This window comes from Candidatus Poriferisodalis sp., assembly GCF_965208555.1.
GTDB lineage: Bacteria > Actinomycetota > Acidimicrobiia > Acidimicrobiales > Poriferisodalaceae > Poriferisodalis.
Map to the genome: position 1 here is coordinate 3,177,574 of NZ_OZ242342.1, position 25,140 is coordinate 3,202,713.

The window sequence follows — 25,140 nt, forward strand, 5'->3', positions numbered from 1 at the left end:
AACGAGCAATGTCAAGCGAGCAAGCGGGCTATCTGGACACCGAGTACTTCGGGTTCTCCCAGGCGCTGGGATCTGACGGGGTGCTGACCGTGACGTTCAACCGGCCCGAGTCGATGAATGCGTCGAACCACGCAATGAAGCGTGATCTGATCGAGCTGGTCACCCAAGTCCAGATGGACGACGCCGTGCGGGTCGTGGTGTTCACCGGGCAGGGGCGAGCGTTCTGGGCCGGAGACGACCTGGGCGGCTACCAGGTCGAGCGTCCCTCGGCGATGCCCGAGATCTTCGGCGGCCACCACAACGCCGCCGGCACATACAACAGCCTGCGGACCATCTCGCAAGCGGTGAACACTGCCGTGCGGCGCCTGGACAAGCTGACGGTCGCGGCCATCAATGGATTCGCGATCCAGACTGGCTTCAGCTTCGCCCTCGCGTGCGATTTCCGGATCGCGGCACGGTCGGCTCGCATGGGTTCCGCGACGCTTCGTTTCGGGCTGCTGCCCGACGAGGGCGGTCAGTGGCTGCTGGTGCAGCACATGGGTGTCGCCCGAGCGACCGATTTCATGATGCGCAAGCGGATCGTGGACGCCGAGGCCGCACACGAGCTCGGGCTGGTGCACGAAGTGGTCGACGACGAGAGGCTGCCCGCTGCCGCCGCGGAGCTCGCAGCCGAGCTGGCCGGTGGTCCGCAGGTGGCGATGCGCATGCTCAAGCGGTCGATCCTGCTGGCTGCGGAAATGACATGGGAGCAGTCCCTCGACGAGATCGCCTCCAAGACGGCGATCACCGATCACTTGCCCGATGCTGCCGAGGGCGTCTCGGCCTTCCTGTCCAAGCGACCGCCCGAGTTCAACGACTGGCTGAGCCCTGGGCCCAAGCGGCCCGCGAGCCCGTAATCAATCGAAACTGGGAGCTAGAGCGGAAAGCACGGGGCTGCTCTGCGGCGCCGAGTGCTGGCATACTGCCGACCGTGGAGCACGCTGAGCAAGTCAGCCACATCAAGACGCTGCTGGCGCGGCTCGACTCCGGCACCAACGTGGATGCCGGCGGGGTGCGCTACAACCCCACGTCTGCCTATACCGACCGCGAGCTTGCAGGCATCGAGCGGCGGCAGTTCTTCGACACCCACCCGCAGATGGTGGGGCTGTCAGGCGACCTGCCCGAACCCGGCTCGTTCATGACCCAGGACGACCTGGGCACGCCGCTGCTGCTGGTGCGCTCGCCGAGCGGCCGGTTCCGCGCATTCGTGAATGCCTGCCGTCACCGTGGCGTGGTCATCGAGACCGAACCGCGCGGGCGCAAGCGCCGCTTTGCCTGCCCATTCCACAACTGGACCTACGACGCGGACGGCGCGCTGGTCGGCTTGCCGAAGTCAGATCACTTCGGTGAGCTCGACCGCGACGATCTGGGGCTGGTGGAACTGCCGGCAGTCGAGCGCCATGGCCTGCTGTGGGTGCACCCGCAGACCGGCGGCGAGCTCGACCCCGATGCGCTGCTGGGCGAAGAGCTCACCGCCGACATCGCCGGGTGGGACTTCGGCAGCCTGCAATGGCTGGGATGCGACACCTATGAGGTCGGCTGCAACTGGAAGCTCGCCATGGACACGTTCGGCGAGACCTACCACTTCCCCGTGCTGCACTCGGACACGCTGTCGAACGACTTCTACGGCAACGTGCAGTGCTATGACGAGTTCGGACGCCATCACCGGCTGATCCTGTGCCGCCGTGTCATCGAGGAGGCTCGAGAACGGCCGCCCTCAGAGTGGGACATCACCCGGTACGGCCTGCCGGTGTACTGGTTGTTCCCGAACGTGCAGCTCATCCCGTCGCGCGAGGTGCTGTTCCTGGTTCGGGCCTACCCCCACCCGACCGAACCCGGCCGTCACACCAGCCAGATCTCGTTCTACTTGCGGCCAGGTGTTGCCCGGGACGATGCCGAGTTCGATTTCATGGCCGAGGCGTCGCGGGCGTTCGGCAACGTCATCCGCGACGAGGACTACGTGATGAGCGCCAGCCAGCAGCGTTCGGCCAACAGCGGGGCGCTCGAGCACGTCGTGTTCGGGCGCAACGAGCCTGCGCTGCACCATTTCCACAACACGTACCGGGCCGCGCTCGGCCAGGACTTGCTGCCGCTGCACCCGACGCCCTGAACGGGTCTCGGTGCCGGTCTGGGCCTGCCGGCGCCCTTTTGTTGATGTGGCGCTGATCAGGCGCCGACGAGTTCGGCGAGCGCGCCCAGCAGCATGGTGACGTTGCGCATGCGGGCCGTATGCCCCATGCAGCCGATGCGCCACACCTTGCCGGCGACAGGTCCGAGCCCGCCGCCCACCTCGATGCCGTAGCGCTCGAGCAGGGCGCGTCGCCCGGCAGCATCGTCGAGGCCGTCCGGCAGCGTGACGGTGGTGAGCTCGGGCAGGCGATGGCCCTCTTGGGCCCAGAGCTCAAAGCCCAGTTCCGGCAGGCGCGCGTGCAGTTCGTCGCCGCACGCCCGGTGGCGCGCCCAGGCGTTCTGGAGACCCTCATCGAGCACCGTGCCGAGGCCAGCGTGCAGCGCATAGAGCATCGAGATCGGCGCAGTGTGGTGATAGGCGCGGGCGCCCTCGCCGACGACGTACGCCCGGATCATGTTCAGGTCCAGGTACCAGCTCTGGGGCCGCTCGACGAGCGATTCCAGCGCGCGCTCGCTGACCGTGAGGGGTGCGAGGCCGGGAGGCACGCCGAGGCACTTCTGCGTTCCGCTGTACGCGATGTCGACACCCCAGCCGTCGATGTCGACCTCGATGCCGCCCAGCGACGTGACGCAGTCGGCGAGCAGCAGAGCATCGCCCTTGGCGTCGCCGAGCGGCGCTATGTCGTTGCGCACGCCGGTGGACGTCTCCGCATGCACGACGGCGATCATCTTCGGCGACGGGTGGGCGTCGATCAGCCGCTGGGGATCGATGGCGCGGCCCCAGTCCTCGTTCACCGCCACGACCTCGGCACCGCACCGCGCGGCGACATCGCACATGCGGGTGCCGAAGACGCCGTTCACGCCGACGACGACGGTGTCGCCAGGCTGGACGAAGTTGCAGAACGCTGCTTCCATGCCCGCCGACCCGGTGGCGCTGACCGGGAATGTGAGCAAGTTCTGGGTCTGCCACACGGCCCGCAGCCGGTCATTGGTCTCGTCCAGCAGGGCGATGAACTCCGGGTCGAGGTGGCCCAGGACAGGGCGGGTGAAAGCCTCCATCACCTCGGGATAGGGGTTGGAGGGCCCCGGGCCCATCAGGATGCGGTCGCTGTGTGTCACGAGCCCGCACGGTACCGGTCGCACACCGGTGACGTTCGAGCGTCCTCGGCGCTAGCGCTCCTCGAGGGGGCGCAGCAGCGCAATGAGGCTGGAGGTGTCCCAGCGGCCGCCGCCGAGCTCCTGGACACGCTTGTAGAACTGGTCGACAAGCGAGGTGACTGGCAGGGGAGCGCCGTTGCGCTGCGCCTCGGCAAGCACGATGCCGAGGTCCTTGCGCATCCAGTCCACGGCGAAGCCGAAGTCGAATTCGCCTGCGGTCATCGTGGTGCCGCGGTTGGACATCTGCCACGAGCCAGCTGCGCCCTTCGAGATGGTCTCCAGCACAGCATCGAGGTCAAGGCCGGCCCGGCGGCCGAACTCGAGGCCTTCCGACAGTGCCTGCACCAGCCCAGCGATGCAGATCTGGTTGACCATCTTGGTGAGCTGTCCTGACCCGGCGGGACCGATCAGCGTGACTGCTCGGGCGTACGCCTCCATCGCAGGGCGAGCCCGCTCGAAGTCCTCGGCGTCGCCGCCGCACATGACGGTCAGCACGCCGCCCTGTGCCCCGGCCTCGCCGCCGGACACCGGCGCGTCCACAAAGCCCATGCCCCGTTCTGCACAGGCCGCAGCCAGCTCACGTGCCAGATCGGCCGAGGCAGTCGTGTGATCTACCAGCACAGTGCCTTCGCTCATGGCACCCAATGCCCCGTCATCGCCGTAGGCGACCGCGCGCACGTCGTCGTCGGCACCGACGCACATGAACACGAACTCGGCGTCCCGAGCCGCATCCGCAGGCGTCGCGGCGACGCGACCGGGGTGCTCGGCAGACCACTGCTGCGCCACGCTCGCTGTCCGGTTGAACACAGCGACCCGGTGACCGGACGCTGCGAGGTGACCGGCCATGGGGTAGCCCATGACGCCGAGCCCGATGAATGCGACTTCATTGGGCACGGTGGCCTCCGTTGTTCTCGGTGAGCATTGCTCGCACCTCGTGTTTGCGGACCTTGCCGAGCGCTGTGCGGGGAAGCCTGTCGGCCCAGAACACTGCCTTGGGGTGCTTGAAGCGCGCAAGCCGTCCGTCGAACAGCCGGAGCAATTCAGCAGCAATGTCGGCGTCGGATGCGCCAGCGCCTCTCGACGCACGCACGGCCACGATCACGGGCACCTCGCCCCAGCGTTCATCAGCTAGACCCACGACCGACGCTTCTGCGACGAGGTCCGTGCCGGAGAGCACTTCCTCGAGCTCAGCGGGATAAATGTTCTCGCCCCCGGAGATGATCATGTCCGTGCGCCGATCATCGATGAAGATCCAGCCGTCGGCATCAGCGTGCCCGATGTCTCCCGTGCGAAACCAGCCATCGGTGAGGGCCTCGGCAGTGGACTGCGGGTCGTTCCAGTACTCCCGCAGCACACTCGGCCCGCGCACCCAGAGTTCGCCGCGCTCGCCCGCCGCGACATCGCCCCCGGCAGTGTCGACGATCCGCACTTCGCACATCGTCGATGGCTTGCCGCACGAACCCGGATGGTCGGCTGCTTCGTCGCAGCGCAGATGCACCGCGATCGGGGCGGTCTCCGTGGAACCGTAGATCTGCCCGACCGGCACACCTCGATCGAAGAAGGGCCGGGTGGCCGCCGCCGGCACGGGCGAGGATCCGGTCATGATCCCGTGCAGTGAAGCGAAGTCGGCGCCGGCGAAGCGCGGGTGGGCAGCCACGGCGGTCAGCGCGGCGGGCACCAGCACGGTCCAGGTCGGTTGCCATTTCTCAACGTCGTCCAAGAACAGTCCGGCGTCGAAGGAGCGCTGCAGCCGCACCGCTGCGCCTCCCAGCAGAGCCGGGAGGGTCTGGATGTTGAGACCGCCCACGTGGAACAGCGGGATGGTCGTGAGCACCCGATCGTGGCTGGTCAGGTCATGAGCATGGGTCGAGTTGACGGCGTTCGCCGACATGGCCGCCTGATCCAGCAGTGCACCTTTGGGATGCCCGGTGGTGCCCGAGGTGTAGGCGAGCAGCACCGGGTGAGCCGGCGTGCCCCGGCGCGATGGCGCTGGGGCAGGCGAATCGAAGCAGTCGGGCTCGTCCGGCACGACGTGGACTTCGCAGTGCGCGCCGATGGAGGCAGCGTGGTCGGCAAACGCCGCATCGATCGCCAGCAGGCTCGCACCGCCGTGGTCGAGGATCCACTGATGCTCGGGCGGCGCCAGGCGCGAGTTCAGCGGCAAGTAGACAGCGCCCAGCCAGGAGCACCCGAGCATCAGCCGCAATGCAGCGGGCCGATTCGGGCCGAGCCACGCCACGCGATCGCCTTCGCCGACACCGTTCGCTGCGAGCCAGCCGGCGGTCGCTGCGATCTGATCGGCGAATGCGCGATAACTGTGCTCGGTGCCCTCAAATGCCACGGCGACCGCGTTCGGGCGGTGGTCAGCCCAACGCCGACGCGCGCTGCGAGGTCAGCGCCGGCCGCGAGCGGCCGGCCGTCGCTCGACTCAGGCAAGTTCGCCTTGCAGCTGACCGTCGATGACGACTGCCTCGCCGTCGAGGAACACGCTGTGATTGCGCATCGGCAGATCGAAGTGGCCCAGCGTGTGCCGGCCGGCGTGCTCGTTGGCTCCCGTCGAGTAGAGGAAGTTGCCGGCGAAGGCTCGCTGCTCGGTTCCGTTGGTTTGGCTCCGGTCGTACATCGACAGGGTGTCCCAGCGGGCGCCGGGGTTCATGCCCCATCCCACGTGGCTGGTGGCGTACGCCTCGCGGTCGCCCCAGGCATCGGTGTAGCTGCGGAACAGTGCGGCGTCGGTGCCGGCACCCTCCACGTTGACCACGTAGTCGTTGTCAATCTGCAGCGTGACCGGCGACTCGATGTACCGCTTGAAGGTGAGGTTCATGTCGCCGCGGTCCATCACGATGGTGCCGTTGACCGTGTTGGCCTTCGGGAATGCCAGGCAGAGCCCGCCGGGCCAGTGGCTGATCGTGCCCGGCCGGGCGGTGTAGCCCCAACCCCCACCGCAGGGTGCCCCGCTGACGTCGACGATCAGATCGGTGCCCGCCGCCGAAGTGACGTGCAGCTCCGAGGCCGCGATCAGCTTCTTGATGCCCACCTTGACCTTCGGCTCGAGGTCCGGTTCCGGAATGAGACGCTCGAGGGCTTCGGGGTGCTCATTGGAGACCATCAGGATGCGGGTGCCCTCGCCCAGGATCTTCGGCAGCTCCGGGGCGTGCAGCAGCCCCTCCACTGTGCAGTCGACGACGAAGTCCACAGCGCCGAGAGCCGCCAGAACTGCCGCCGAGCCGGCTATGGCGTCGGACGCCCCGGTCGATCTCACCGGTACCGGTGCCGACTGGCGCGGCGTGGGCACCACCACGTGGATCGGGGGCATGCCGAGCCGGTCCAATGCCAATTCGGCCAGGTTCACGTTCACGGCCCGGCTCTGGCTTTCTGACAGGATCGCTGCGGTCTGGGGCGGCTCGACGCCGCACATCTCGAAGACCGACGAGAACGCGTCGATCCATTTCGCTTCGATTCGCTCGACCAGCATCTGGTCCTCCAGATTCCCGCAGTTCGCTGACTATGCGCCAAGTTAGAGGCTGTGCGGACTGTGCCGGTTGCCGCAGTGCCTCAGGCCGCTTCGACGGCAGCGAGGTGAGCGGCGTCGTTGAATCGTCGCACCTGCCAGAGGCGCCGCCCGTTGAATTCGAGCAATTCCAGTTCGGTGATGGCGGTGACCGCGGTGACCACGCCGACGCCGCGATGGCTGGGCGGGATGCCGAAGGCCATGGCCATGGCCGCAGAGGAGATGCCGCCGTGGCAGCCCACGAAGACGGTCTTGCCCGTGTGGGCCGCAGCTATGTCGTTGAGTGCCTGGGCAACCCGGTGGCGGAAGCCGGCGCGGCTCTCGCCGCCCTCCACCACGGGTGTGTACGGCTGGTCCATCGGTTGGATGAATCCGAATCGCTCGCGTGCCGCCTCCCACGTCATGCCGTCGGCAGGTCCGAGGCGCATCTCCTCGAGGTCGTCATGGAGACGAACCTCGAGCTTGCCGCGGTCGGACCCGCTCCCCAGTGCCGGCAGGACGATGTCGGTGGTCTCGCGGGCCCGGGGCAGCGGCGAGGAGTACGCGACGTGCACCTCGGGCTCGCGGCCCGAAGCGAATCTGTCGCGCAGTGCCGCGGCCTGAGCGCGGCCCCGGTCGGTGAGGCCCCGGCATCCCCGGGGTCCGCCGACGATCCCTTCGGCCATCGCGACCGATTCGCCATGCCGGACGATCAGCAAGCGCGACAGGGTTTGCTCGTCAGCCATCTCGCCTGGTGCCGACATCCACACCGCAAGACTCTACGAGCGCGTGGCGCCTGCCGGTCGGCGCAGCGCCGGCCGCATCGGTGGGTACAGCGACCGTGCAGGCCGTCGTGAACTCCAGCGAGTCCGGGTCGAACACGGGCACGGCGTCGCTTCGGGCCTCCCTGGCGACGCAGAGCCCAGGGATGCCTTCGGCCGCTACGACGACCGCGCTCACCGCATCCACGAGGCGCTCTGCTTGATGCGAGAACACGAGTGCGTGAACGCCGTCGTGGGCCCCGGCGGCCGGGCGCGAGTAGCCGGCGCATATCAATCGCTCGACCGTCGATGGAGCGGTGAGGTCGGTGCCGTCGACAAACAAACAGAACTCATGCGTGGTCATCACGTACGCCTCACTTCTTGCTGAATCGCTCGATGCCGGAGGGCCTGATCGCATGACCAAGCATCCGACGGGTCTGCGGCACTCTAGTGGTGGTTGCTTGTCTGCTGTCAAGAGCTTTATTCTCAATCTATTTCCATAGTTTCTGTGTAGTTTAGGAATCTGTCTCTGGCCGTGGGCTCGAATGACGCTCCGTGCGCCGTAGCCTGCGATCCGATGACATGTGACCTGGGGATGTCAGCGTCGCAGCACATCACCTTCCGAGCGATGGCGGCCTCCGATGTCGGCTCGGTGCCTGTGGGCTGCATGGGCGAACCCGATGAGCTGCAAGCGCGGATTGCCAGCCTTGGTTCTGCCGCGATCCTGGCGTTCGAGGGAGACCGCCATGTCGGGCAACTGCAGTTTCGGAGATACATCGCGGGGCAGCGAAGCCCCAACAGCATCTGGGACCCGCTGTACTGGATGGACTTCGACGGCCGTGCACCGACTCTTCCCCCCAGCACGATCAGCGTCTTCTGCTATCACGTCGGCCAGCTCGACGACACCGACGACCGCGACAGCCGCTACTTCGGTCGGGGCCTCGGGGCCGGGCTGCTCGACCACCTGTTGGAGTGGGCGGCCTCCACGGGCGCGGCGGCCATCGTGGCCAAGGCGTCGCCGTCGCTGAGGCCGGTGATGGGTTTCATGGGCGGCCAATCCGTCGAGGTCTACGAGGAACGGGGTTTTCAGATCGTCGCCAGCTGGTCGGATCCAGATCTGGCCGAGGCGATCGTCGAGCGCGGCCTCGCGACCACTGAACAGCTTCCGGACGCAGCAACCGTCAGCTGCTGTGTCCTGAACCTGTCCGGGAGCCACTGACAGGGTCGTCGGCCGGTGCCAGCGCCGTAGCCTGCGGCCCGAGTACGCGCGACCTAGGACGTCGGCGCCGCAGGCAAACAAGGCAGAGGCAGTGATGGCATCGAGCACGCCCGAAATCGAACCGACCGTCGATCCGGCAGATGTGGGCTTCGAACCCGGCCGGCTGGAGCGCATCGCTGCCCATCTGGATCGCTATGTCGACGACGGGCGCCTGCCGGGCGTGTCAGTGCTGCTGACGCGCGGCGGCCAGATCGCCTACACGCACCGCTCTGGCCAGCGGGATTGCGAGCGGTCGCTGCCGGTCACCTCCGACACGATTTACCGCATCTACTCCATGACCAAGCCCATCGTGTCGATCGCTGCGATGCAGCTCTACGAGCAGGGCTGCTTCCAGCTCAAGGACCCGGTCTCGCGCTGGATGCCGGAATTCGCGAATGCACGCGTCTTTGCCGGCGGCAACGTGATGCAGTACCAGACACGAGAACCGGCAAGCGAAGTGACCGTCCACAGCCTGCTGACCCACACATCGGGCCTGACCTACGACTTCCACTTCGCGAATGAGGTCGACGCGCTCTACCGGGCGAACGGTTTCAACTGGGGCGCCCCCGGCAACCTCGAAGAGACATGCGAGGCGCTGGCATCGCTGCCGCTGCTGTTCGATCCGGGCACTGAATGGAACTACAGCTACTCCACCGATGTCTTGGGGCGCGTCGTCGAGCTCGTCTCGGGCCAGTCGCTCGACGACTACCTCGTCGAGCACGTGACCGGGCCGCTGGGCATGGTCGACACTGGTTTCGAGGTGCCTGCGGCCGATGTCGAGCGCTTCGCTGCCAACTACACGACAGCAACGTTGGCGGCACGCGAGGCAGCGGGGAACACGGGGCCGACAGTGCCGCCGTACCGGCCCGACGATCCGGGCCTGCATCGGACGCTGATGGACGATCCGCGCACGTCGGCGTACCTGGGACCACCCAAGATCCTCTCTGGCGGCGGGGGACTGGTGTCGACCATGGGGGATTACCACCGTTTCACCCAGATGCTGCGCAACGGCGGCGAGCTGGACGGTGCCCGCGTCATCGGCCGGCGCACCCTCGAGTTCATGGCCAGCAATCACCTGCCGGGCGGGACTGACCTCACCGAGTGCGGTCGGGCCCTGTTCTCCGAGGCGGCCTTCGACGGTGTGGGTTTCGGCCTCGGTTTCTCGGTTGTGCTCGATCCTGCAAAGGCGAAGGTCGTCTCCAGCCAGGGAGAGTTCGCTTGGGGAGGTGCTGCGTCGACGGCGTTCTGGGTGGACCCGGTTGAGGACATCACCCTCGTCTTCCTGACGCAGCTGCTGCCTTCCAGTGTCCACCCGATCCGGCCGGAGCTTAAGGCCCTCGTGTACCAAGCCCTCGTGTGATGCGGGGCGCTGATTGACTGCGCCTATGGCAGATTTCGACTTGGTCATCGTCGGCACCGGCTCGGCCAACTCCATTCCCGGCCCCGAATTCGACGACTGGTCGATCGCCATCGTCGAGCGGGGCGTCTTCGGCGGCACCTGCCTGAACGTGGGGTGCATTCCGTCCAAGATGTTCGTGTACGCGGCCGATGTGGCTGACACGATCGCAACGGCGGCCGGCTACGGCATCTCTGCGAGCTTCGACGGTGCCGACTGGCCCTCCATCCGGGACCGCGTGTTCGGGCGAATCGATCCGATTGCCGGCGGCGGTCGTGGCTATCGAATCGGCAGCGAGTGTCCCAACATCGCCGTGTTCGAAGGCGACGCGCGGTTCGTGAGCGACCGGCGACTGGCCGTGCGCATGCACGACGGGACCACCGAGTCGGTTTCGGGCCGTCACGTCGTGCTCGGTGCCGGTGCCCGGCCCTACATCCCGCCTTATCGGGGCCTCGGAACCGTGCCGTTCCACACGTCCGACACGGTGATGCGGCTGGACTCTCTGCCGGAGTCGATGATCGTGCTCGGCGGGGGCTACATCGCGTGCGAGCTGGGCTACGTGTTCTCGGCGCTCGGCACCGAGGTCACCGTCGTCAACCGCGGCGAGCGTCTGCTGCGCGCCGAGGACGACGAGGTGTCGGCGGCATTCACCACCGCCGCGCAGCGCCATTTCGATCTGCGACTCGGCGCGACGGTGACCAGCGTGCGCGGAGCTGCCGACTTCATGTATGCCGCCGACGGCTCGCCCAGTGCACACGGCAACACCTACACCGTCGAATTCAGCCGGGACGGCCGCGCCGAGACCGTGCACGCCGATGTGCTGCTGGTGGCCACCGGGCGGGTGCCCAATGGCGACCAGCTTGCCCTCGATCTCGGGGGGGTGGACGACCGTGACGGCCGCGTGCTGACCGACGAGTTCTTCCGTACCTCGGCGCCGGGAGTGTGGGCCTTCGGCGACCTGTCCAGCGAGATCCAGCTCAAGCACCTCGCCAACGCACAGGTACGAGCACTGAGGCACAACCTGCTGGTGGCCGAGGGCCAGGCGGACGGGCCCATGCGCAGCGTGGACGAACGACTGGTGCCCCATGCGGTGTTCTCGCACCCGCAGGTCGCGTCGGTGGGTCTCACCGAGCGGGATGCCCGCGCAGCGGGTCTGCCGATCTCAGTGGCGAACAAGCCGTTCGGCCACACCGCCTACGGCTGGGCAATGGAGGACACCGCCAGCTTCGCCAAGCTGATCGCGCACGCAGAGACCCGCGAACTGCTCGGCGCCCACATCATCGGTCCGCAGGCCTCCACGCTGATCCAGCAGTTGATCCAGGGCATGTCGTTCGGCCAGACCGTCGATCAGATGGCCCACGAGCAGTTCTACATTCACCCCGCCCTCACCGAGGTCATCGAGAACGCGCTGCTGGAGCTCTAGCTGGTCCCGTACCGGCTACTCGACGCGGCGGGCGTCGGGGATCAGGTTGATCTCCCAGATCACCTCTTCGAGCCGGTCCTCAGCCGAGACGGCCTCGTAGCGGCACGGCCGCTCTGGCGTGACCGTGGACGGCGCCGGTGTCAGGATGGTCGACGGGCGGGGGTGGCAGAACTGCACCACGCTGAGACGGCTGTCGTGCTGGTCGGAGTCGGCCTTGACGCGATGCCAGCCGGCACCGATCAGGCCATTGGTGACGTGCTCCAGCATGATCCCCGAGTTGATGATGACGTGATCATGCGGCGGCGCGGCGTCGATCCACTCACCCCCGGTACGCACCTGCAGCCCCCGGACCGTCGCCCGGGGCAGGGCAGTGATGAGGTTGATGTCGGCATGCTCATCCGCCCAGATGTGGCCCTCGCTGCCGCCGCCGGGGGCGTGCGACATCGGCGGGTAGTGAATGGCCCGGGACAGGTGCGTGCCGTAGGTGGTCGTCCGGTCGAAGTAGGTCTCGTGGGCACCGATGCCCTCAGCGATCACCCGCAGGAAGCGGCGCTGCAGCTCGACGAGCCGCCGATGGAATTCGGTGAGGATCGCACTGGCGTCGGCGATGTCAGCATCAGGGAAGATCGAGGGCCGGTACCAACGCTTGTACTGGACGGTGAGCGGGTGGCCGGCCGGGGGCTGGTCGCTCCAGTTGAACATCTCCTTCCAGTCGGGCAGGTCGGAGACGGCGGCGGTCTCGGTCAAACGGCCGGTGTAGCCGCGGGCGCCGAAGGACTCCGCGTCGACGTAGCGCATCTTCGCCTCGGCCTCGAGCGCGAAGAACCTGCCCAGCACGTCGTAGGCGTCGTCGAGCAGCCCGCCAGAGAGGTCGTGCGCTGTGTACACGAAGCCGGTCCGCAGGCTGGCCATGACGCCCTCGGTCACAGCTCGACGCTGAGCCGCCGAACCCTGCTCGAAGGCCAGCAGGTCCACATCGAGAATCTCATCCATTGCGCGTCTCAGTCTCCTTGCTCGCGTCTCAGCCAGGCTTCATAGCGGGTCGGATCGGTCCAGGCGCCGGTCTCTGTGTCGAAGCGAGCTGCTTCTGGCACCATCAGTGCCGGGTCCGCCGTTCGGGCTTGAGTGCTCGACACGGTGCCGACCCAGCCCGGCAGGTCGAGCATGAGTTCGGCGGGGCAGTCGTGCGGTGGGCGGGCTGCGATGGCCACCGTCGGCAGCGCTGCAATGGAGGCGTCCCGGCGTGCTGGGTCGTTCCCATAGAAGACCGGGTCGTGGATCTGTTGCCACTTGTCGGCGCCCATGACGATGACGTCGAACCCGGCGGCGATCTCCGACAGCAGCTGCGCCGCAGTTACGCTGATCTCGAGCCAATCGAGATTTGCAGCTACACGCTCGAGCACAGTGAGCCGGTCTGCGAGGCGCGGGCGCTGCACGTCCTCCTTGGCGAGCGCCACTCGGCTCACCGACCACACGAGCACATCGAGGCGATGCTGAGACAGCACGGCTTCGCTGATGGCCAGATGAGCAGTCGTGGGCGGGTTGAACGAGCCGGGAAACACGCCCCGTCGTGACGTGCCTGCAGCCGACGCGGGCGGTGCCGCGGCGGCCGGCGTCCTCGCAGTGTCGTTGGTCGTCCCCTCTGAAGCGACCACGGTGAACCTCAGCCCGCGTCGGAGCCGGCGTCCGCGGTGATCGCGCCCGCGATGGCGATCGTGCCGCTGCTGCCGGCGACCAGTTCGCCGATCACCGCAGCGTCGTGGCCGCTGTCGCGCAGTTCTTGCACAGCGCCGTCGGCGCGCTCGGGATCGCAGCTGAACAGCAGTCCTCCCGAGGTCTGCGGATCTGCGAGCACGGTTCGGGTCAACTCGTCGCCGCCGTCGAGGCGCTCAGCGAGATGTTCGAGGTTGCGCCCGGTGCCGCCGGGCACGAAGCCCTCGCCTGCCAGCGTGATCACCTCGGCGAGCAGTGGCACGGCCGGCGCGTCTACCGCAGCGCTCACCTCGCTGGCCGCAGCCAGCTCTGCCAGGTGACCGAGCAGTCCGAAGCCGGTGACGTCGGTGGCTGCCGTCGCTGCGGACTTGATGGCCACAGCGGCAGCCGTGTTGTTGAGCCTGCACATCTCGACCACGCCGGCCTCATAGGTGCCCGACAGCGTGCCGCCCCGGGCGACCGCTTCAGGCTCGGAACGCTTCAGCGCAGTGGCGAGCAAGCCGGTGCCCAGCGGCTTGGTGAGCACGAGCGCCTGCCCTGGGCGGCCGTCCGCATTGGTGAGCAGGCCCGTGCCGTCGGCGGCCGGCCTGCAGGTGCCGGTGACCGACATCCCGTAGAGCGGCTCGGGCCCGTCGATCGTGTGGCCGCCGGCGATGATCCAGCCGCCTTCAGCGGCGGCATCGGCACCGCCGGCGAGCACCTCGCCCAGCAGGTCCAGCGGCAGCACGTCGCGGGGCCACGCCGCCAGATTGAGGGCGAACAGCGGGCTGGCGCCCATTGCGTAGATGTCGCTGGCAGCGTTGGCTGCCGCAATGCGTCCCCACGTGCGGGCGTCATCGACGATCGGCGCAAAGAAGTCGGTCGACGTCACCAGCAGCGCGCCGTCGTCGAGGCGCCACACGGCGGCGTCGTCGCTGGTGTCGGTGCCGACCAGCAGGTCCGGATGCGACGGGGGGGTCAGATGGCGCAGGACCTGCGCCAGCTCGGATGGCCCGAGCTTGCACGCTCAGCCCGCACCGTGGCTGTACTGGCTCAGCCTGAACGCGGGGCTGTCGTGTGTGCTGTCGGTCGGCACAGCGGCAACGGTACCGACGTGGCGCGCCGAGGTGGCCGTCTGGGCCCCACGCCCCTCAGTCCAGCAAGCCGTACCGGCGCTTCAGCTCCAGCACCCGCTGCGCCGACTCGTAGATCCGCTCCTCGGGGATCTCGCCCGACTCCACAGCGGCCAGGATCGCGTCCCGGACGCGCAGCACCCGCTCGGCTTCGTCGTCCTGGATCTGGTTGGCCAGCAGCACGACGTCCACACCGGCAATCACGGCGCGCACCGCCGCGTGCTCCAGGGTGTACTCCTCGACGATGGCACCCATGCCCATATCGTCGGAGATCACCACACCCTCGAAGCCGAGCTCATTGCGCAGCAGGCCGGTGACGACGGCCGTTGACAGCGTGGCGGGCAGCGCTGAGGGGTCCAGCGTGCGGTTGACGACATGGTTGGTCATCACCGCGCCGGCGTAGTCCTGTTCGAACAGCGTCCGGTAGGGAGCGAGTTCGACCTCGCGCACGAAGCTGTCGGTGACGTCGGTGACACCCAGATGCGTGTCGCCGACCGCGCTGCCGTGGCCGGGGAAGTGCTTCAGCGTCGGCACCACGGACTCGGCGTGCATAGCGTCCGCGAACGCGCCGGCATGTGCGGCCACCTCGGCGGGATCGGCGCTGAACGCCCGCCCCAGCGCACCGATCGCCGGGCTGTCGGGATACACGTCGACGTCCACTACCGGTGCCAGGTTCCAGTTGATGCCCGCTGCACGGAGCTCTCGGGCCAGCTCTGCAGCGATCCTGGACGTTTCCGCCGCGTCGCCGGCGCCCATCTCGGCGGCCGAGGGCACCGCGACGGGGAAGCCGTACTTCTGCTTGAGCCGGTTGACCAGCCCTCCCTCGGCATCCACGGCAATCAGCAGACCGATGTCGCTGTGCTCTTGCAGGCTCGCAGTGAGCGCAGCGAGCTGGTCGGGCGAGACGATGTTGCGCGGCTGCGTGCCGCCGCTGCGTACGTCGTAGTCGTACACGATGAGCCCTGCGGGGCGGACCTCGTCGAGCAGCTCGGCCACGGCAGGCTCCACGTCGGTGCCGGGAAAGCCGAACAGCAGCATCTGACCCACCGCCTCGGGCAGCGTCAGGTCTCGTGCTTCAAGCTCGTCGCTGCTGCAGGCAACTGCGGCCATGACGGCCGCCAGCGCCAGGACGATCAGTGCAGCCAAGCGGCGGCGCATCAGCCGTAGCTTCGCACCGCGTCGACGATGAGATCGAGCGCCGTCACGGCATCGATGCCGTAGGCGACGTCGCAGTTGGGCACGGCGTCGGTGCCTGGGCGCTCATCCACCACCGTCATGCCGCGGGTGAGCCCACCCTCTGTCTCCACGTCGACCTGCCGGGTGCCGAAGGTGAATAGCTCGGGCCGGGTAACCGCCAGCACGGCGCAGGGGTCGTGCATCGGCGCAGCCTCCAGCCCTGCCCGCTCCCGGTAGCCGGCCAGGTAGAAGTCGAACAGGTCCGCCATGAAGCCCGGCACTGTGCCGCCTTCTGCCCGCAGCGCAGTGATGACCTCGGGACCGACGCACAGTTGGTGGGTGAGGTTGAGCCCTGCCATGCGCATCACCCGCGCTCCGCTGCCGAACACGATCTGCGCGGCATGCGGGTCGGCCCAGATGTTGAACTCGGCGGCAGGCGTCACGTTGCCGGCTCCCACCGCGCCGCCCATGAGCGAGATGCCCGCGATCTGCTCGACGATGTCGGGCGCCTGGCGGATGGCGAGCGCGATGTTCGTGAGCGGGCCCACCGGCACGAGCCACACGTCGTCATGCGATCTGACCGTGTCGATGATGCAGCGGACTGCATCGGCGCTTGCGGCCTCCAGATACACCTCCGGTCGCGGCGGTCCGTCCAGCCCGGTCGCCCCGTGGGCCCGCGGCGCATGCGCTGCGGGCACCAGCAGCGGGCGATCGGCGCCGGCGTGAACCGGTATGTCGAGCCCGGCCAGTTGACATATCAGCAAGGCGTTCGCCGTGGTGAGATGCAGCGGCGCGTTGCCAGAGACGGTGGTGATGGCCAGCACCTCGCACTCGCGAGCGGCCAGCAGGATCGCCACTGCGTCGTCGTGGCCGGGATCGCAGTCGAGGATGATCTTCGGGCTCACAGCTTGGTGATGCTGGGTGCCGGCGCGTCGGTCTCGCCCCAGTAGTGGGGCAGGCGCAGGTAGCCGAAGCGTGTCAGCTCGACTGCCGAGGGCAATCCCTGGATCTGCTTGATCCGCTGGATGGATCGGATGTGCGAGGCCATCTCGTAGAACAGCATCCAGACGGCGCACTCGAGCGTGTTGACAATCATGCGCTCGTCTTCGGGGTCGTGCCACGCCCTCCGGGGCAGAACGGTGATGGCGTCGTCCCAGAAATGCGTGCTGTGGCGCGATTCGACCATGTCCCGGAACGTCTCGATCGGATGCGACGCCACCACGTAGCGCATCCAGCTCAGGCCGAGGTCCAGCTTGTCGAGCAGATCGGGCACCTCCCAGAACAACGCAGGGTCGAGGCGCAGCCCGTGCTTGTTGTTGCGCCCCTGGTGGTGCTCGGACCACACGATGGGCTCGGGAATGTTGCCGTCGGGCCACAGCAGCATCCCGCAGCGACGCTTCGAGAAGATCAGCGACACCCAGGCGATGTGGCTGATCTGCCGGCGGATCGACCACCACATCAGCTCCCGGTCGGGGGACTGGTCATCAAGGTCGAGCTGAGCGTCGGTGAGGCCGTCGATCTCGGCGCGCAGCCACGTGTCGATATGGGAGAAGTACGGCATCGTGCCGGCCGCGGCATCGGCCGGCATCTCCAGCACGGAAGGATCGACTCTCGCCATGAGCGAACGCTAGGAGGTTTCGAATGCGCGGGGGTCGGGACAGGCGCACATGAGGTTGCGGTCGCCATAGGCACCGTCGATGCGGCTGACCGGCGGCCAGTATTTGTCGGCGACCAGCGTCGCCACGCCGGTACCGGCCGGATAGGCAGCCTCGGTACGCGAGTAGGGGTGGCTCCACTCGTCAGCGAGAACGTCGACCGCCGCGTGCGGTGCGTTGACGAGGGGGTTGTCCCCGGCGGGCCATTCGCCCGAGGCGACTCTGTCGATCTCGGCTCTGATGGACGCCATGGCATCGCAGAAGCGGTCGATCTCCGCGAGCGATTCGCTCTCGGTGGGCTCGATCATGAGCGTCCCCGCGACCGGGAACGACATCGTGGGGGCGTGATAGCCGAAGTCGATGAGCCGCTTGGCGACATCGTCCACGCTGGCCCACTCGGAGAACGGACGCAGATCCACGATGCACTCGTGCGCGACGAGGCCGTAGCGGCCCTGGTACAGGATCGGGAAGTGCTCGCCGAGCCGGGACGCCAGGTAGTTGGCCGACAGGATCGCAGTCTGGGTGGCTTGGGTGAGCCCCTCGACACCCATCATCGCGATGTACATCCATGGGATCGGCAGGATGCCCGCAGAGCCCCACGGTGCCGACGAGATGGCTCCCGGACCTGTGTCGGGGCCGGCAGTGGGCGCCAGCGGATGGTTGGGCAGGTACTTCGCCAAGTGCAGCCGGCATGCCACCGGCCCGATGCCCGGCCCGCCGCCGCCGTGGGGAATGCAGAACGTCTTGTGCAGGTTGAGGTGGCTGACGTCGGCGCCGAAGGTGCCCGGTGCGGCCAGGCCCACGAGGGCGTTGAGGTTGGCGCCGTCCACGTACACCTGCCCGCCCGCTTCATGCACCTTCAGGCAGACCTGCCGGATGCCGTCCTCGTAGACGCCGTGCGTGGAGGGGTAGGTGGCCATGAACGCCGCGAGCTGATCGCCGTGCTCAGCGATCTTGGCGTCGAGGTCGTCGAGGTCCACGTCGCCGTCGTCGGTGCAGCCCACCACCACGACTCGCATGCCGGCCATGACGGCGGAAGCAGCGTTCGTGCCGTGCGCTGAGGAGGGGATGAGGCACACCGTGCGGTGGGTGTCGCCACGGTCGTCGTGGTAGCCGCGGATGGCGAGCAGCCCGGCCAGCTCGCCCTGGGAGCCGGCGTTGGGCTGCAACGACACTGCGTCGTAGCCGGTGACCGCTGCCAGCCATCGCTCGAGGTCGGCGATGATCTGCCGGTAGCCCTCCCACTGGTTGGCAGGCGCGAACGGATGGATGTCAGCGAACTGCGGCCAGGTGACCGGGGTCATCTCCGCAGCGGCGTTGAGCTTCATGGTGCAGCTGCCGAGCGGGATCATCGACCGGTCCAGAGCGACGTCGAACGAGGCAAGACGACGCAGGTAGCGCATCATCTCGGTCTCGGAGCGGTAGGCGCTGAAGGTGGGATGGGTGAGGTACTCGCTGGTGCGCCGCAGCCCGTCGGCTATCCCCGACGGCGCCGAGGCGGCCAGCCCTGCCACCGTGCCGACATCGGGAATCCGGTCGTCCGGAAGCGTGCCGAACGCGTCCAGGAGGTGCGCCACCGTCGCCTCGTCGCAGGTCTCGTCCAGCGAGACACCTACCGTGTCGGCATCGACGCGACGCAGGTTGAAGCCCGCCGCGAGCGCAGCATCCACCACGAGATCGGCGGCGCCGGGAACCTCCACCGTCAGCGTGTCGAAGAAGGTGTGGTTGTGCACCGACAACCGGCCCGACGTGCCGCGTGGCGTGCCGCCAGACCCTATGGATCGCAGGCCGGCAGCGAGCGCTGCGGTCAGGCGCTGCACCCGCCCGGCAATCTCGGCCAAGCCCTCGGGGCCGTGCCAGACCGCATACATCGAGGCCATGACCGCGAGCAGCACCTGTGCGGTGCAGATGTTGCTGGTGGCCTTCTCCCGCCGGATGTGCTGCTCACGGGTCTGCAGCGCCAGCCGGTACGCGGGTCGGCCGGCCGCGTCGACCGAGACGCCCACGAGACGCCCGGGCATCGAGCGCCGATGCTGCTCGCTGGTAGCCAGGAACGCCGCATGCGGTCCGCCGAATCCCAGTGGCACGCCGAAGCGCTGCGAGCTGCCGACCACGATGTCGGCGCCCACCGAGCCGGGCGGCTGCAGGACACAGCACGCCAGCAGGTCGGCGGTGACGGCGGCGACCGCACCGGTGCTGTGCAGGGTCTCGATCACTGGTTGAAGGTCGCGGACGGCGCCGCTGCTGCCCGGGAATGCCAGCAGCGCCCCGTACACCTCGGCTGGCCGCAATTCGGTGCCGGGATCGCCCACGACGATGTCGATGCCGAGTGGGGCGGCGCGTGTTGCAACGACGTCGATGACTTGGGGATGGCAGTCGGCATCGACGAAGAACCGATCCGGCCCGCTGCGTGTGATGCGGCGGGCCATGGCCATCGCCTCGGCCGCTGCGGTGCCCTCGCACAGCAGCGATGAGTTGGCGATCTCCATGCCCACCAGATCGCAGACCATTGTCTGGTAGTTGAGCAGCGCCTCCAGCCGACCTTGGGAGATCTCGGGCTGGTAGGGCGTGTAGGCCGTGTACCACGACGGATTCTCGAGCACGCTGCGCCGGATGACCGCCGGGGTGAGCGTGCCGTAATAGCCGAGCCCGATCAGCGAGTGCACCGGTGTGTTGGCGTTCGCCAGCCAGCGCATCGCAGCGGTGGCTTCCGTTTCGGTCAAGGGGCGGTCGATGCCGTCGAGTGTGATCGGCTCGTCGAGCCGGATTTCGGCGGGAACCGCTGCGTCGACGAGGTCACCTAGCGAGCTGAACCCGAGTCGCTTGAGCATGGCGGTGACATCGTCGGGCCGCAGGCCGATGTGACGCGATGCGAATTCGCCGCCTGCGTTCGTACCTACATGGGGTTCACTCATTCCCAGCGCCTCTTCTCATCACGACTCCTGATCACGCTCCTCGATCCGGCTGTCCATCACGCCGGCCGCCAGTAGCGGTGCTCGGTGAACGGCAGCGGGGCCACATGGCACGGCTCGAGGCCCTTGCGGCCTTCGGCAAACAGCTCAGTGCCGTCGGCCGAGTGCTCGGCTCCCACGTAGGCCATGGCCACGGGAGCATCGACTGTCGGCCCGAACCCGCCGCTCGTGACCATGCCGACCTGGTTGCCGCCGGCATCTGTCAGCACGGCACCGTCACGAATCGGACGGCGACCATCGGCCGAGACGCCCACACGCTGTCGCGGCGGCCCTGCGGTCAGCTGGGCCACGATGACGTCAGCGCCGGGGAAGCCGCCCTCGGCGCGCCGGCGTTTCGGTATCGACCAGCCCAGGCCGGCCTCAGCCGGCGTCGTCGCCTCGGTGAGCTCATGGCCCACCAGGGGAAGGCCTGCTTCGAGTCGCAGCGTGTCGCGAGCACCGAGCCCTGCGGGGGCGACCTCAGCGGAGCTCAGCAGCAGCCTTGCGATCTGTGGCGCCTGTCCAGCAGGCACGGCGACTTCGAAGCCGTCCTCGCCCGTGTAGCCGCAGCGTGCGACCTCGCACTCGACGCCGTCGATCGACATGGTGGCTGTCGACATGAACGCCAGATCGGCGGCCGCAGGGGCCCAGCGGGCGACGACCTGCACGGCAGCGGGGCCTTGCAGCGCCAGCAGCGCCAGATCCGTGCGCACCGTGATGCGCACGCTGCCGTCGTCGCTGCCGCCGTTGGCGCGCCGCAGCATGTCCAGATCGGCCTCGGTTCGCACGGCGTTGACCACGATGCGCAGGTGACTCCCGAGGTTCGACACGATGAGATCGTCGAGCACCCCGCCCGCTGCTGTCGTGAACAGCGTGTAGCGCATCCGGCCAGGTGCCAGATTCACGATCGACCCCGGCACGCACTGTTCCAGCCAGATCGCGGCATCGCCGAGCTCACCACCGTCCGCAGGGTGCAGTTCGACGATGCCCATGTGGCTCACGTCGAACATGCCGGCGGCGGTCCTGGTCGAGCGGTGCTCGGCTACCGTGCCGTCGCCGTAGCGCATCGGCAGCGCATGGCCGCCGAAGTTGACCATGCGGCCGCCGAGTTCGGTGTGCAGGTCGAACAGCGGGGTGCGAAGGCCCCCGGTGCCTGGGTCAATCATCGACTCAGGGATTTCTGCCGGTGCGTCTCAGTCGGCGAGCAGCTCGGCAATGCGACCCTTTGGACGTCCGACGATGGCCCGGTTGCCGCGCACGACGACCGGGCGCTGCATGAGCGCCTTGCGCCGGCTCAGCAGGTCCACCACTGCTTCGGCATTGCCGACGTAGTCGTCGGCGTCGAGCCCCAGCTTCTTGAACTGCGAGTCCTTGCGCACCAGGTCTTCGACGGGATCCTCGAGGATCGACACCAAGTGCTCGAGCGTCTCCCGGTCGGGAGGCGTCTTCATGTACAGGACGACGTCGGTCTCGACTCCAGCTTCCTCGGCGACCGCCAAGGCATTCCGGGACGAGTTTCAATGCGGGTTGTGATAGATGGTCACCTCGGCCATGGGGCCGAAGTTACCTGCGCGAGCCGCCCAACATTGGACATGCGGGCATGAATGTCACTGCAGCAGTTGTCGTGGCAGCACACTTCAGGGCAACAGCTTCGACAGCGGCCGCTCAGCGCTCAGCGGGGTCGTCGACGCGTCGGCGGCTTCGACTTCTTCGCGTGTGACGCCCAGCATGAACAGGATCGCGTCGAGGTAGGGCACGTTCACGGTGGCGTCGGCCGACTCGGCCAGGACCGGCTTGGCGTTGAAGGCGATGCCGAGCCCGGCTGCGGTCAGCATGGGCAGGTCGTTGGCGCCGTCGCCCACTGCCACGATCTGCTCCAGCGGCACGCCCTCGATGTACGCGAGCTGCCGCAGCAGCCGCGCCTTGGCCTCTGCGTCGATCACATCGCCGACCACTTCGCCGGTCAGCCGGCCGTCGCGGATCTCGAGCACATTGGCGTAGGCGTGGTCGAACTTGAATCGCTGCGCTAGGTGATCGGTGAAGTGCGTGAAGCCGCCGGAGATGATTGCGACCTTGTAGCCCAGTCGTTTCAGCGTGCGGGCGAACGTGCGGGCGCCGCGCGTCAGCGACATGTGCACGATCGCGGCCTCGATGATCCCCTCAGGCTGGCCGGCCAGCAGTCTCACCCGTTGCCGCAGGGACGTCTCGAAATCGATCTCGCCGGCCATCGCGGCTGCGGTCAGCTCGGCCGAGCGCGCCTCGTGCCCTGCTTCCGCGGCCAGCAGATCGATGACCTCGTTGCGGATGAGCGTGGAGTCGACGTCCATCACGATCATGCGGGTCGAGCGCCGTGACAGGCCGTGTGGCTGGACGGCAATGTCGATGCGCCGATCGGCGGCCACCTCGATCAGATCGGTACGGAGCTTGTCGCCCTGCGCGCCCTCGACCAGGAACTCGTAGCTCCAGACCGGGAAGCGTGAGAGCCGGTGAATGCGATCGATGTTCCCGCCGCTGGTGGCGATGGCGCCGGTCACGACGGACAGGTCCGCCGGCTTGAGCTCGGGAGCGAGGGCAGTGACCACGAGGCGCTCCGCGTGCCGGGTCGGCGTGGCGTCGACGACCTCGAAGTTCATCTCCAAGCCCCGCTCGTAGCCGAACAGCAGCACTTCTTTGACCAGGTCTCGGCCTGCAGGCACCGTGATCGCGAGCCCGAGGGTGAGCTGGCGGCGGACGACGACCTGCTCCATGTCTTGTACGTCAGCGCCCGCATTCGAAAGCAGGCTGAGCAGGTCGGTGGTGATGCCCGGGCCGTCGGGGCCGGTCACCCGGATGAGGATCGTGTCCCTCGGCGCTGCCTGGTCATCCGGGTCCATTGGTTTGCGCAGGCTACTTCGCCCTCGAATCGGGCCAAGATCGTGCCATGAATGGCCGTCATGAATGCAGAACATGGACCCTTGCGGCGGTGCGGGCGGAAACTCGGGTACGGGCGTTCAGGTGAAGCGAACAGGCGGCCGGGGCGTAGGCTGAACCCATGCCGAGCTACCGATCTGTCACCTCCACAGCGGGCCGAAATCAGGCCGGGGCCCGAGCATTGTGGCGAGCCACCGGCATGACCGACGAGGACTTCGGCAAGCCGATCGTCGCCATCTCCAACTCGTTCACCCAGTTCGTGCCCGGCCACGTCCACCTGAAAGACCTCGGCCAGTTGGTCGCGCGTGAGATCGAGGCTGCGGGGGGCGTGGCCAAGGAATTCAACACCATCGCCGTCGACGACGGCATCGCCATGGGCCACGACGGGATGCTCTACAGCCTGCCGTCGCGAGATCTGATCTCTGACGCCGTCGAGTACATGGTGAATGCCCACTGCGCTGACGCGCTGGTGTGCATCTCGAACTGCGACAAGATCACACCGGGCATGCTGAATGCCGCCATGCGGCTGAACATCCCCACCGTGTTCGTCTCAGGCGGCCCGATGGAAGCCGGCAAGACGAAGCTGGCCACGCAGAAGGTGGACCTCATCAACGTGATGGTGGTAGCCGCCGACGATTCGGTCAGCGACGAGGACGTGGCCGAGATGGAACGGTCGGGCTGTCCCACGTGCGGTTCGTGCTCGGGCATGTTCACCGCCAATTCCATGAACTGCCTCACCGAGGCGCTCGGCCTGTCGCTGCCCGGCAACGGGACCGTGGTGGCGACCCACTCAGACCGTCGTGAGCTGTTCCTGGAGGCAGGGCGCCTCGTGGTGGAGCTGTGCCGCCGCTACTACCAGGAGGACGACGAATCGGTGCTGCCCCGGTCCATCGGCAGCTTCGAGGCGTTCGAGAATGCGATGACGCTCGACATCGCGATGGGCGGTTCCACCAACACCATCCTGCACTTGCTGGCCGCCGCCCAAGAGGCGGAGCTTGACTTCACGATGGCCGACATCGACCGGCTGTCTCGCAAGGTGCCCAACATCTGCAAGGTGGCGCCCGCATCGGAGTTCTTCCACGTCGAAGACGTGCACCGCGCCGGCGGCGTGATGGGGATCCTGGCTGAGCTGAATCGGGCTGGGCTCATCGCCAACCAGGTGCCGACCGTGCACTCGCCGACCATGTTCGATGCCATCTCCCGCTGGGACGTGGCGACGAACGATGATGCGTCGCTCCACGAGTTCTTCCGGGCCGGTCCGGCGGGCATCCCCACGCAGGTGGCGTTCAGCCAATCCGAGCGCTACCGCACGCTGGACCTCGACCGCGACCGCGGCTGCATCCGCTCGGTCGACAGCGCATACTCCGCCGACGGGGGGCTGGCCATCTTGTACGGCAACCTCGCGCCCGACGGCTGCGTGGTGAAGACCGCCGGGGTGGATGAGTCCATCTGGGTGTTCTCCGGCCCGGCTCATGTGGTCGAAAGCCAGGACGAAGCGGTCGAGCACATTCTCGACGGCGAGGTCGTGGCCGGTGACGTCGTGGTGGTGCGCTATGAGGGCCCCAAGGGCGGCCCCGGCATGCAGGAGATGCTGTACCCCACCTCGTACCTGAAATCGAAAGGGCTCGGCAAGGCGTGTGCGCTGGTCACCGACGGCCGATTTTCCGGCGGCACGTCAGGCCTGTCGATCGGCCATGTCTCGCCGGAGGCTGCGTCGGGCGGGCTCATCGGGCTGGTGCAAGACGGGGACATCATCGAGATCGACATCCCGAACCGCACGATCAACCTGGCTGTTGACGATGCCGAGCTGGAAAGGCGCCGTGTCGCGCAGGACGCCGCAGGCTGGCAGCCGGCGGAGGCCCGGCCACGCCAGGTCAGCACGGCCCTGCGGGCCTACGCCGCCATGGCGACCAGCGCCGACCGGGGCGCGGTGCGCGACCTGTCGCTGCTCGGCTGAGTCCCCCCGTA

Annotated in this window: 21 protein-coding genes and 2 pseudogenes; 6 read left to right on the forward strand and 17 right to left on the reverse strand. The window is 67.8% G+C overall.

Translation table 11 applies throughout. The features are described 5' to 3' along the window. Positions 1–8: 8 nt before the first annotated feature. Together ACOGXE_RS14580 and ACOGXE_RS14585 are read left to right on the forward strand one after the other, a co-directional pair. Complete coding sequence (locus ACOGXE_RS14580; protein WP_419931623.1) at positions 9–896, forward strand: enoyl-CoA hydratase/isomerase family protein; 888 nt, start codon at positions 9–11, stop codon at positions 894–896. Positions 897–970: 74 nt separating this feature from the next. Beyond that, positions 971–2,149: an aromatic ring-hydroxylating oxygenase subunit alpha gene (locus tag ACOGXE_RS14585; protein ID WP_419931624.1), complete on the forward strand. Its 1,179-nt coding sequence runs from the start codon at positions 971–973 to the stop codon at positions 2,147–2,149. Between the two features lie 56 nt (positions 2,150–2,205). Here the strand turns inward: ACOGXE_RS14585 and ACOGXE_RS14590 are convergent, their stop codons facing one another. From ACOGXE_RS14590 to ACOGXE_RS14620, 7 genes and pseudogenes are all read right to left on the reverse strand, one after another. Then, entirely contained in the window at positions 2,206–3,264 is a 1,059-nt protein-coding gene (locus ACOGXE_RS14590) for a pyridoxal-phosphate-dependent aminotransferase family protein (RefSeq protein WP_419933531.1), read from the reverse strand. Between the two features lie 75 nt (positions 3,265–3,339). Further along, positions 3,340–4,221, reverse strand: a complete 882-nt coding sequence (locus tag ACOGXE_RS14595; protein ID WP_419931625.1) for an NAD(P)-dependent oxidoreductase — start codon at positions 4,219–4,221, stop codon at positions 3,340–3,342. After that, positions 4,211–4,552 carry an AMP-binding enzyme gene (locus ACOGXE_RS14600; protein ID WP_419933532.1) on the reverse strand — a complete coding sequence of 114 codons (342 nt, stop codon included), beginning with the start codon at positions 4,550–4,552 and terminating at the stop codon, positions 4,211–4,213. Before ACOGXE_RS14600 ends, ACOGXE_RS14595 begins: the two co-directional genes overlap by 11 nt. 123 nt (positions 4,553–4,675) lie before the next feature. Next, positions 4,676–5,692: pseudogene (locus ACOGXE_RS14605) on the reverse strand (AMP-binding protein); the annotation flags it as partial. Between the two features lie 63 nt (positions 5,693–5,755). Further along, positions 5,756–6,802 carry a peptidase M29 gene (locus tag ACOGXE_RS14610; protein ID WP_419931626.1) on the reverse strand — a complete coding sequence of 349 codons (1,047 nt, stop codon included), beginning with the start codon at positions 6,800–6,802 and terminating at the stop codon, positions 5,756–5,758. Positions 6,803–6,882: 80 nt separating this feature from the next. Next, positions 6,883–7,581 carry a histidine phosphatase family protein gene (locus ACOGXE_RS14615; RefSeq protein ID WP_419933533.1) on the reverse strand — a complete coding sequence of 233 codons (699 nt, stop codon included), beginning with the start codon at positions 7,579–7,581 and terminating at the stop codon, positions 6,883–6,885. Then, the gene (locus ACOGXE_RS14620) at positions 7,556–7,942 is read right to left on the reverse strand and encodes a hypothetical protein (protein ID WP_419931627.1); all 387 of its coding nucleotides are present in this window, start codon (positions 7,940–7,942) and stop codon (positions 7,556–7,558) included. Before ACOGXE_RS14620 ends, ACOGXE_RS14615 begins: the two co-directional genes overlap by 26 nt. A gap of 213 nt (positions 7,943–8,155) precedes the next feature. Between ACOGXE_RS14620 and ACOGXE_RS14625 the strand changes: the two genes are divergently transcribed. From ACOGXE_RS14625 to ACOGXE_RS14635, 3 genes are all read left to right on the forward strand, one after another. Beyond that, on the forward strand, positions 8,156–8,797 hold the full coding sequence (locus ACOGXE_RS14625) for a hypothetical protein (RefSeq protein ID WP_419931628.1): 642 nt from the start codon (positions 8,156–8,158) through the stop codon (positions 8,795–8,797). A 94-nt stretch (positions 8,798–8,891) separates the two neighbouring features. Further along, positions 8,892–10,196: a serine hydrolase domain-containing protein gene (locus ACOGXE_RS14630; protein WP_419931629.1), complete on the forward strand. Its 1,305-nt coding sequence runs from the start codon at positions 8,892–8,894 to the stop codon at positions 10,194–10,196. A gap of 25 nt (positions 10,197–10,221) precedes the next feature. Next, the gene (locus tag ACOGXE_RS14635; RefSeq protein WP_419931630.1) at positions 10,222–11,655 is read left to right on the forward strand and encodes a mycothione reductase; all 1,434 of its coding nucleotides are present in this window, start codon (positions 10,222–10,224) and stop codon (positions 11,653–11,655) included. A 15-nt stretch (positions 11,656–11,670) separates the two neighbouring features. Here ACOGXE_RS14635 and ACOGXE_RS14640 read toward each other — a convergent pair whose 3' ends face one another. From ACOGXE_RS14640 to serB, 10 genes and pseudogenes are all read right to left on the reverse strand, one after another. After that, positions 11,671–12,648, reverse strand: coding sequence for an isopenicillin N synthase family dioxygenase (locus tag ACOGXE_RS14640; protein WP_419931631.1), 978 nt, complete (start codon positions 12,646–12,648; stop codon positions 11,671–11,673). Positions 12,649–12,656: 8 nt separating this feature from the next. Next, on the reverse strand, positions 12,657–13,310 hold the full coding sequence (locus tag ACOGXE_RS14645) for a hypothetical protein (protein WP_419931632.1): 654 nt from the start codon (positions 13,308–13,310) through the stop codon (positions 12,657–12,659). Positions 13,311–13,318: 8 nt separating this feature from the next. After that, positions 13,319–14,404, reverse strand: coding sequence for a selenide, water dikinase SelD (gene selD / locus ACOGXE_RS14650; RefSeq protein ID WP_419933534.1), 1,086 nt, complete (start codon positions 14,402–14,404; stop codon positions 13,319–13,321). 94 nt (positions 14,405–14,498) lie between these two features. Next, positions 14,499–15,638: a glycoside hydrolase family 3 protein gene (locus tag ACOGXE_RS14655; RefSeq protein WP_419931633.1), complete on the reverse strand. Its 1,140-nt coding sequence runs from the start codon at positions 15,636–15,638 to the stop codon at positions 14,499–14,501. After that, positions 15,638–16,561 carry a nucleoside hydrolase gene (locus tag ACOGXE_RS14660; protein ID WP_419931634.1) on the reverse strand — a complete coding sequence of 308 codons (924 nt, stop codon included), beginning with the start codon at positions 16,559–16,561 and terminating at the stop codon, positions 15,638–15,640. Before ACOGXE_RS14660 ends, ACOGXE_RS14655 begins: the two co-directional genes overlap by 1 nt. Continuing rightward, positions 16,558–17,274 (reverse strand): hypothetical protein, encoded by a 717-nt coding sequence (locus ACOGXE_RS14665; protein WP_419931635.1) that lies wholly within the window; start codon positions 17,272–17,274, stop codon positions 16,558–16,560. The genes ACOGXE_RS14660 and ACOGXE_RS14665 overlap by 4 nt, the downstream gene beginning before the upstream one ends. Before the next feature lie 9 nt (positions 17,275–17,283). Further along, positions 17,284–20,226: an aminomethyl-transferring glycine dehydrogenase gene (gene gcvP / locus ACOGXE_RS14670; protein WP_419931636.1), complete on the reverse strand. Its 2,943-nt coding sequence runs from the start codon at positions 20,224–20,226 to the stop codon at positions 17,284–17,286. A gap of 56 nt (positions 20,227–20,282) precedes the next feature. Continuing rightward, positions 20,283–21,428 carry a glycine cleavage system aminomethyltransferase GcvT gene (gene gcvT / locus ACOGXE_RS14675; protein ID WP_419931637.1) on the reverse strand — a complete coding sequence of 382 codons (1,146 nt, stop codon included), beginning with the start codon at positions 21,426–21,428 and terminating at the stop codon, positions 20,283–20,285. A 27-nt stretch (positions 21,429–21,455) separates the two neighbouring features. After that, positions 21,456–21,764, reverse strand: a pseudogene (locus ACOGXE_RS14680) (ArsC/Spx/MgsR family protein); the annotation flags it as partial. A gap of 135 nt (positions 21,765–21,899) precedes the next feature. Beyond that, positions 21,900–23,210: a phosphoserine phosphatase SerB gene (gene serB / locus ACOGXE_RS14685; protein ID WP_419931639.1), complete on the reverse strand. Its 1,311-nt coding sequence runs from the start codon at positions 23,208–23,210 to the stop codon at positions 21,900–21,902. Between the two features lie 83 nt (positions 23,211–23,293). Here serB and ilvD point away from each other — a divergent pair, with 83 nt between their 5' ends. Further along, positions 23,294–25,129 carry a dihydroxy-acid dehydratase gene (gene ilvD, locus ACOGXE_RS14690; protein WP_419931640.1) on the forward strand — a complete coding sequence of 612 codons (1,836 nt, stop codon included), beginning with the start codon at positions 23,294–23,296 and terminating at the stop codon, positions 25,127–25,129. The last annotated feature ends 11 nt before the right edge of the window (positions 25,130–25,140 follow it).

Bases quoted from the DNA above. Each gene is read 5' to 3' on its own strand.
- ACOGXE_RS14580 (WP_419931623.1), top strand. From the start codon at position 9: ATGTCAAGCGAGCAAGCGGGCTATCTGGACACCGAGTACTTCGGGTTC.
- ACOGXE_RS14590 (WP_419933531.1), bottom strand. From the start codon at position 3,264: ATGGGCCCGGGGCCCTCCAACCCCTATCCCGAGGTGATGGAGGCTTTC.
- ACOGXE_RS14600 (WP_419933532.1), bottom strand. From the start codon at position 4,552: ATGATCATCTCCGGGGGCGAGAACATTTATCCCGCTGAGCTCGAGGAA.
- ACOGXE_RS14610 (WP_419931626.1), bottom strand. From the start codon at position 6,802: ATGCTGGTCGAGCGAATCGAAGCGAAATGGATCGACGCGTTCTCGTCG.
- ACOGXE_RS14615 (WP_419933533.1), bottom strand. From the start codon at position 7,581: ATGTCGGCACCAGGCGAGATGGCTGACGAGCAAACCCTGTCGCGCTTG.
- ACOGXE_RS14620 (WP_419931627.1), bottom strand. From the start codon at position 7,942: ATGACCACGCATGAGTTCTGTTTGTTTGTCGACGGCACCGACCTCACC.
- ACOGXE_RS14625 (WP_419931628.1), top strand. From the start codon at position 8,156: ATGACATGTGACCTGGGGATGTCAGCGTCGCAGCACATCACCTTCCGA.
- ACOGXE_RS14630 (WP_419931629.1), top strand. From the start codon at position 8,892: ATGGCATCGAGCACGCCCGAAATCGAACCGACCGTCGATCCGGCAGAT.
- ACOGXE_RS14635 (WP_419931630.1), top strand. From the start codon at position 10,222: ATGGCAGATTTCGACTTGGTCATCGTCGGCACCGGCTCGGCCAACTCC.
- ACOGXE_RS14640 (WP_419931631.1), bottom strand. From the start codon at position 12,648: ATGGATGAGATTCTCGATGTGGACCTGCTGGCCTTCGAGCAGGGTTCG.
- ACOGXE_RS14655 (WP_419931633.1), bottom strand. From the start codon at position 15,638: ATGCGCCGCCGCTTGGCTGCACTGATCGTCCTGGCGCTGGCGGCCGTC.
- ACOGXE_RS14665 (WP_419931635.1), bottom strand. From the start codon at position 17,274: ATGGCGAGAGTCGATCCTTCCGTGCTGGAGATGCCGGCCGATGCCGCG.
- gcvP (WP_419931636.1), bottom strand. From the start codon at position 20,226: ATGAGTGAACCCCATGTAGGTACGAACGCAGGCGGCGAATTCGCATCG.
- gcvT (WP_419931637.1), bottom strand. From the start codon at position 21,428: ATGATTGACCCAGGCACCGGGGGCCTTCGCACCCCGCTGTTCGACCTG.
- serB (WP_419931639.1), bottom strand. From the start codon at position 23,210: ATGTTCTGCATTCATGACGGCCATTCATGGCACGATCTTGGCCCGATT.
- ilvD (WP_419931640.1), top strand. From the start codon at position 23,294: ATGCCGAGCTACCGATCTGTCACCTCCACAGCGGGCCGAAATCAGGCC.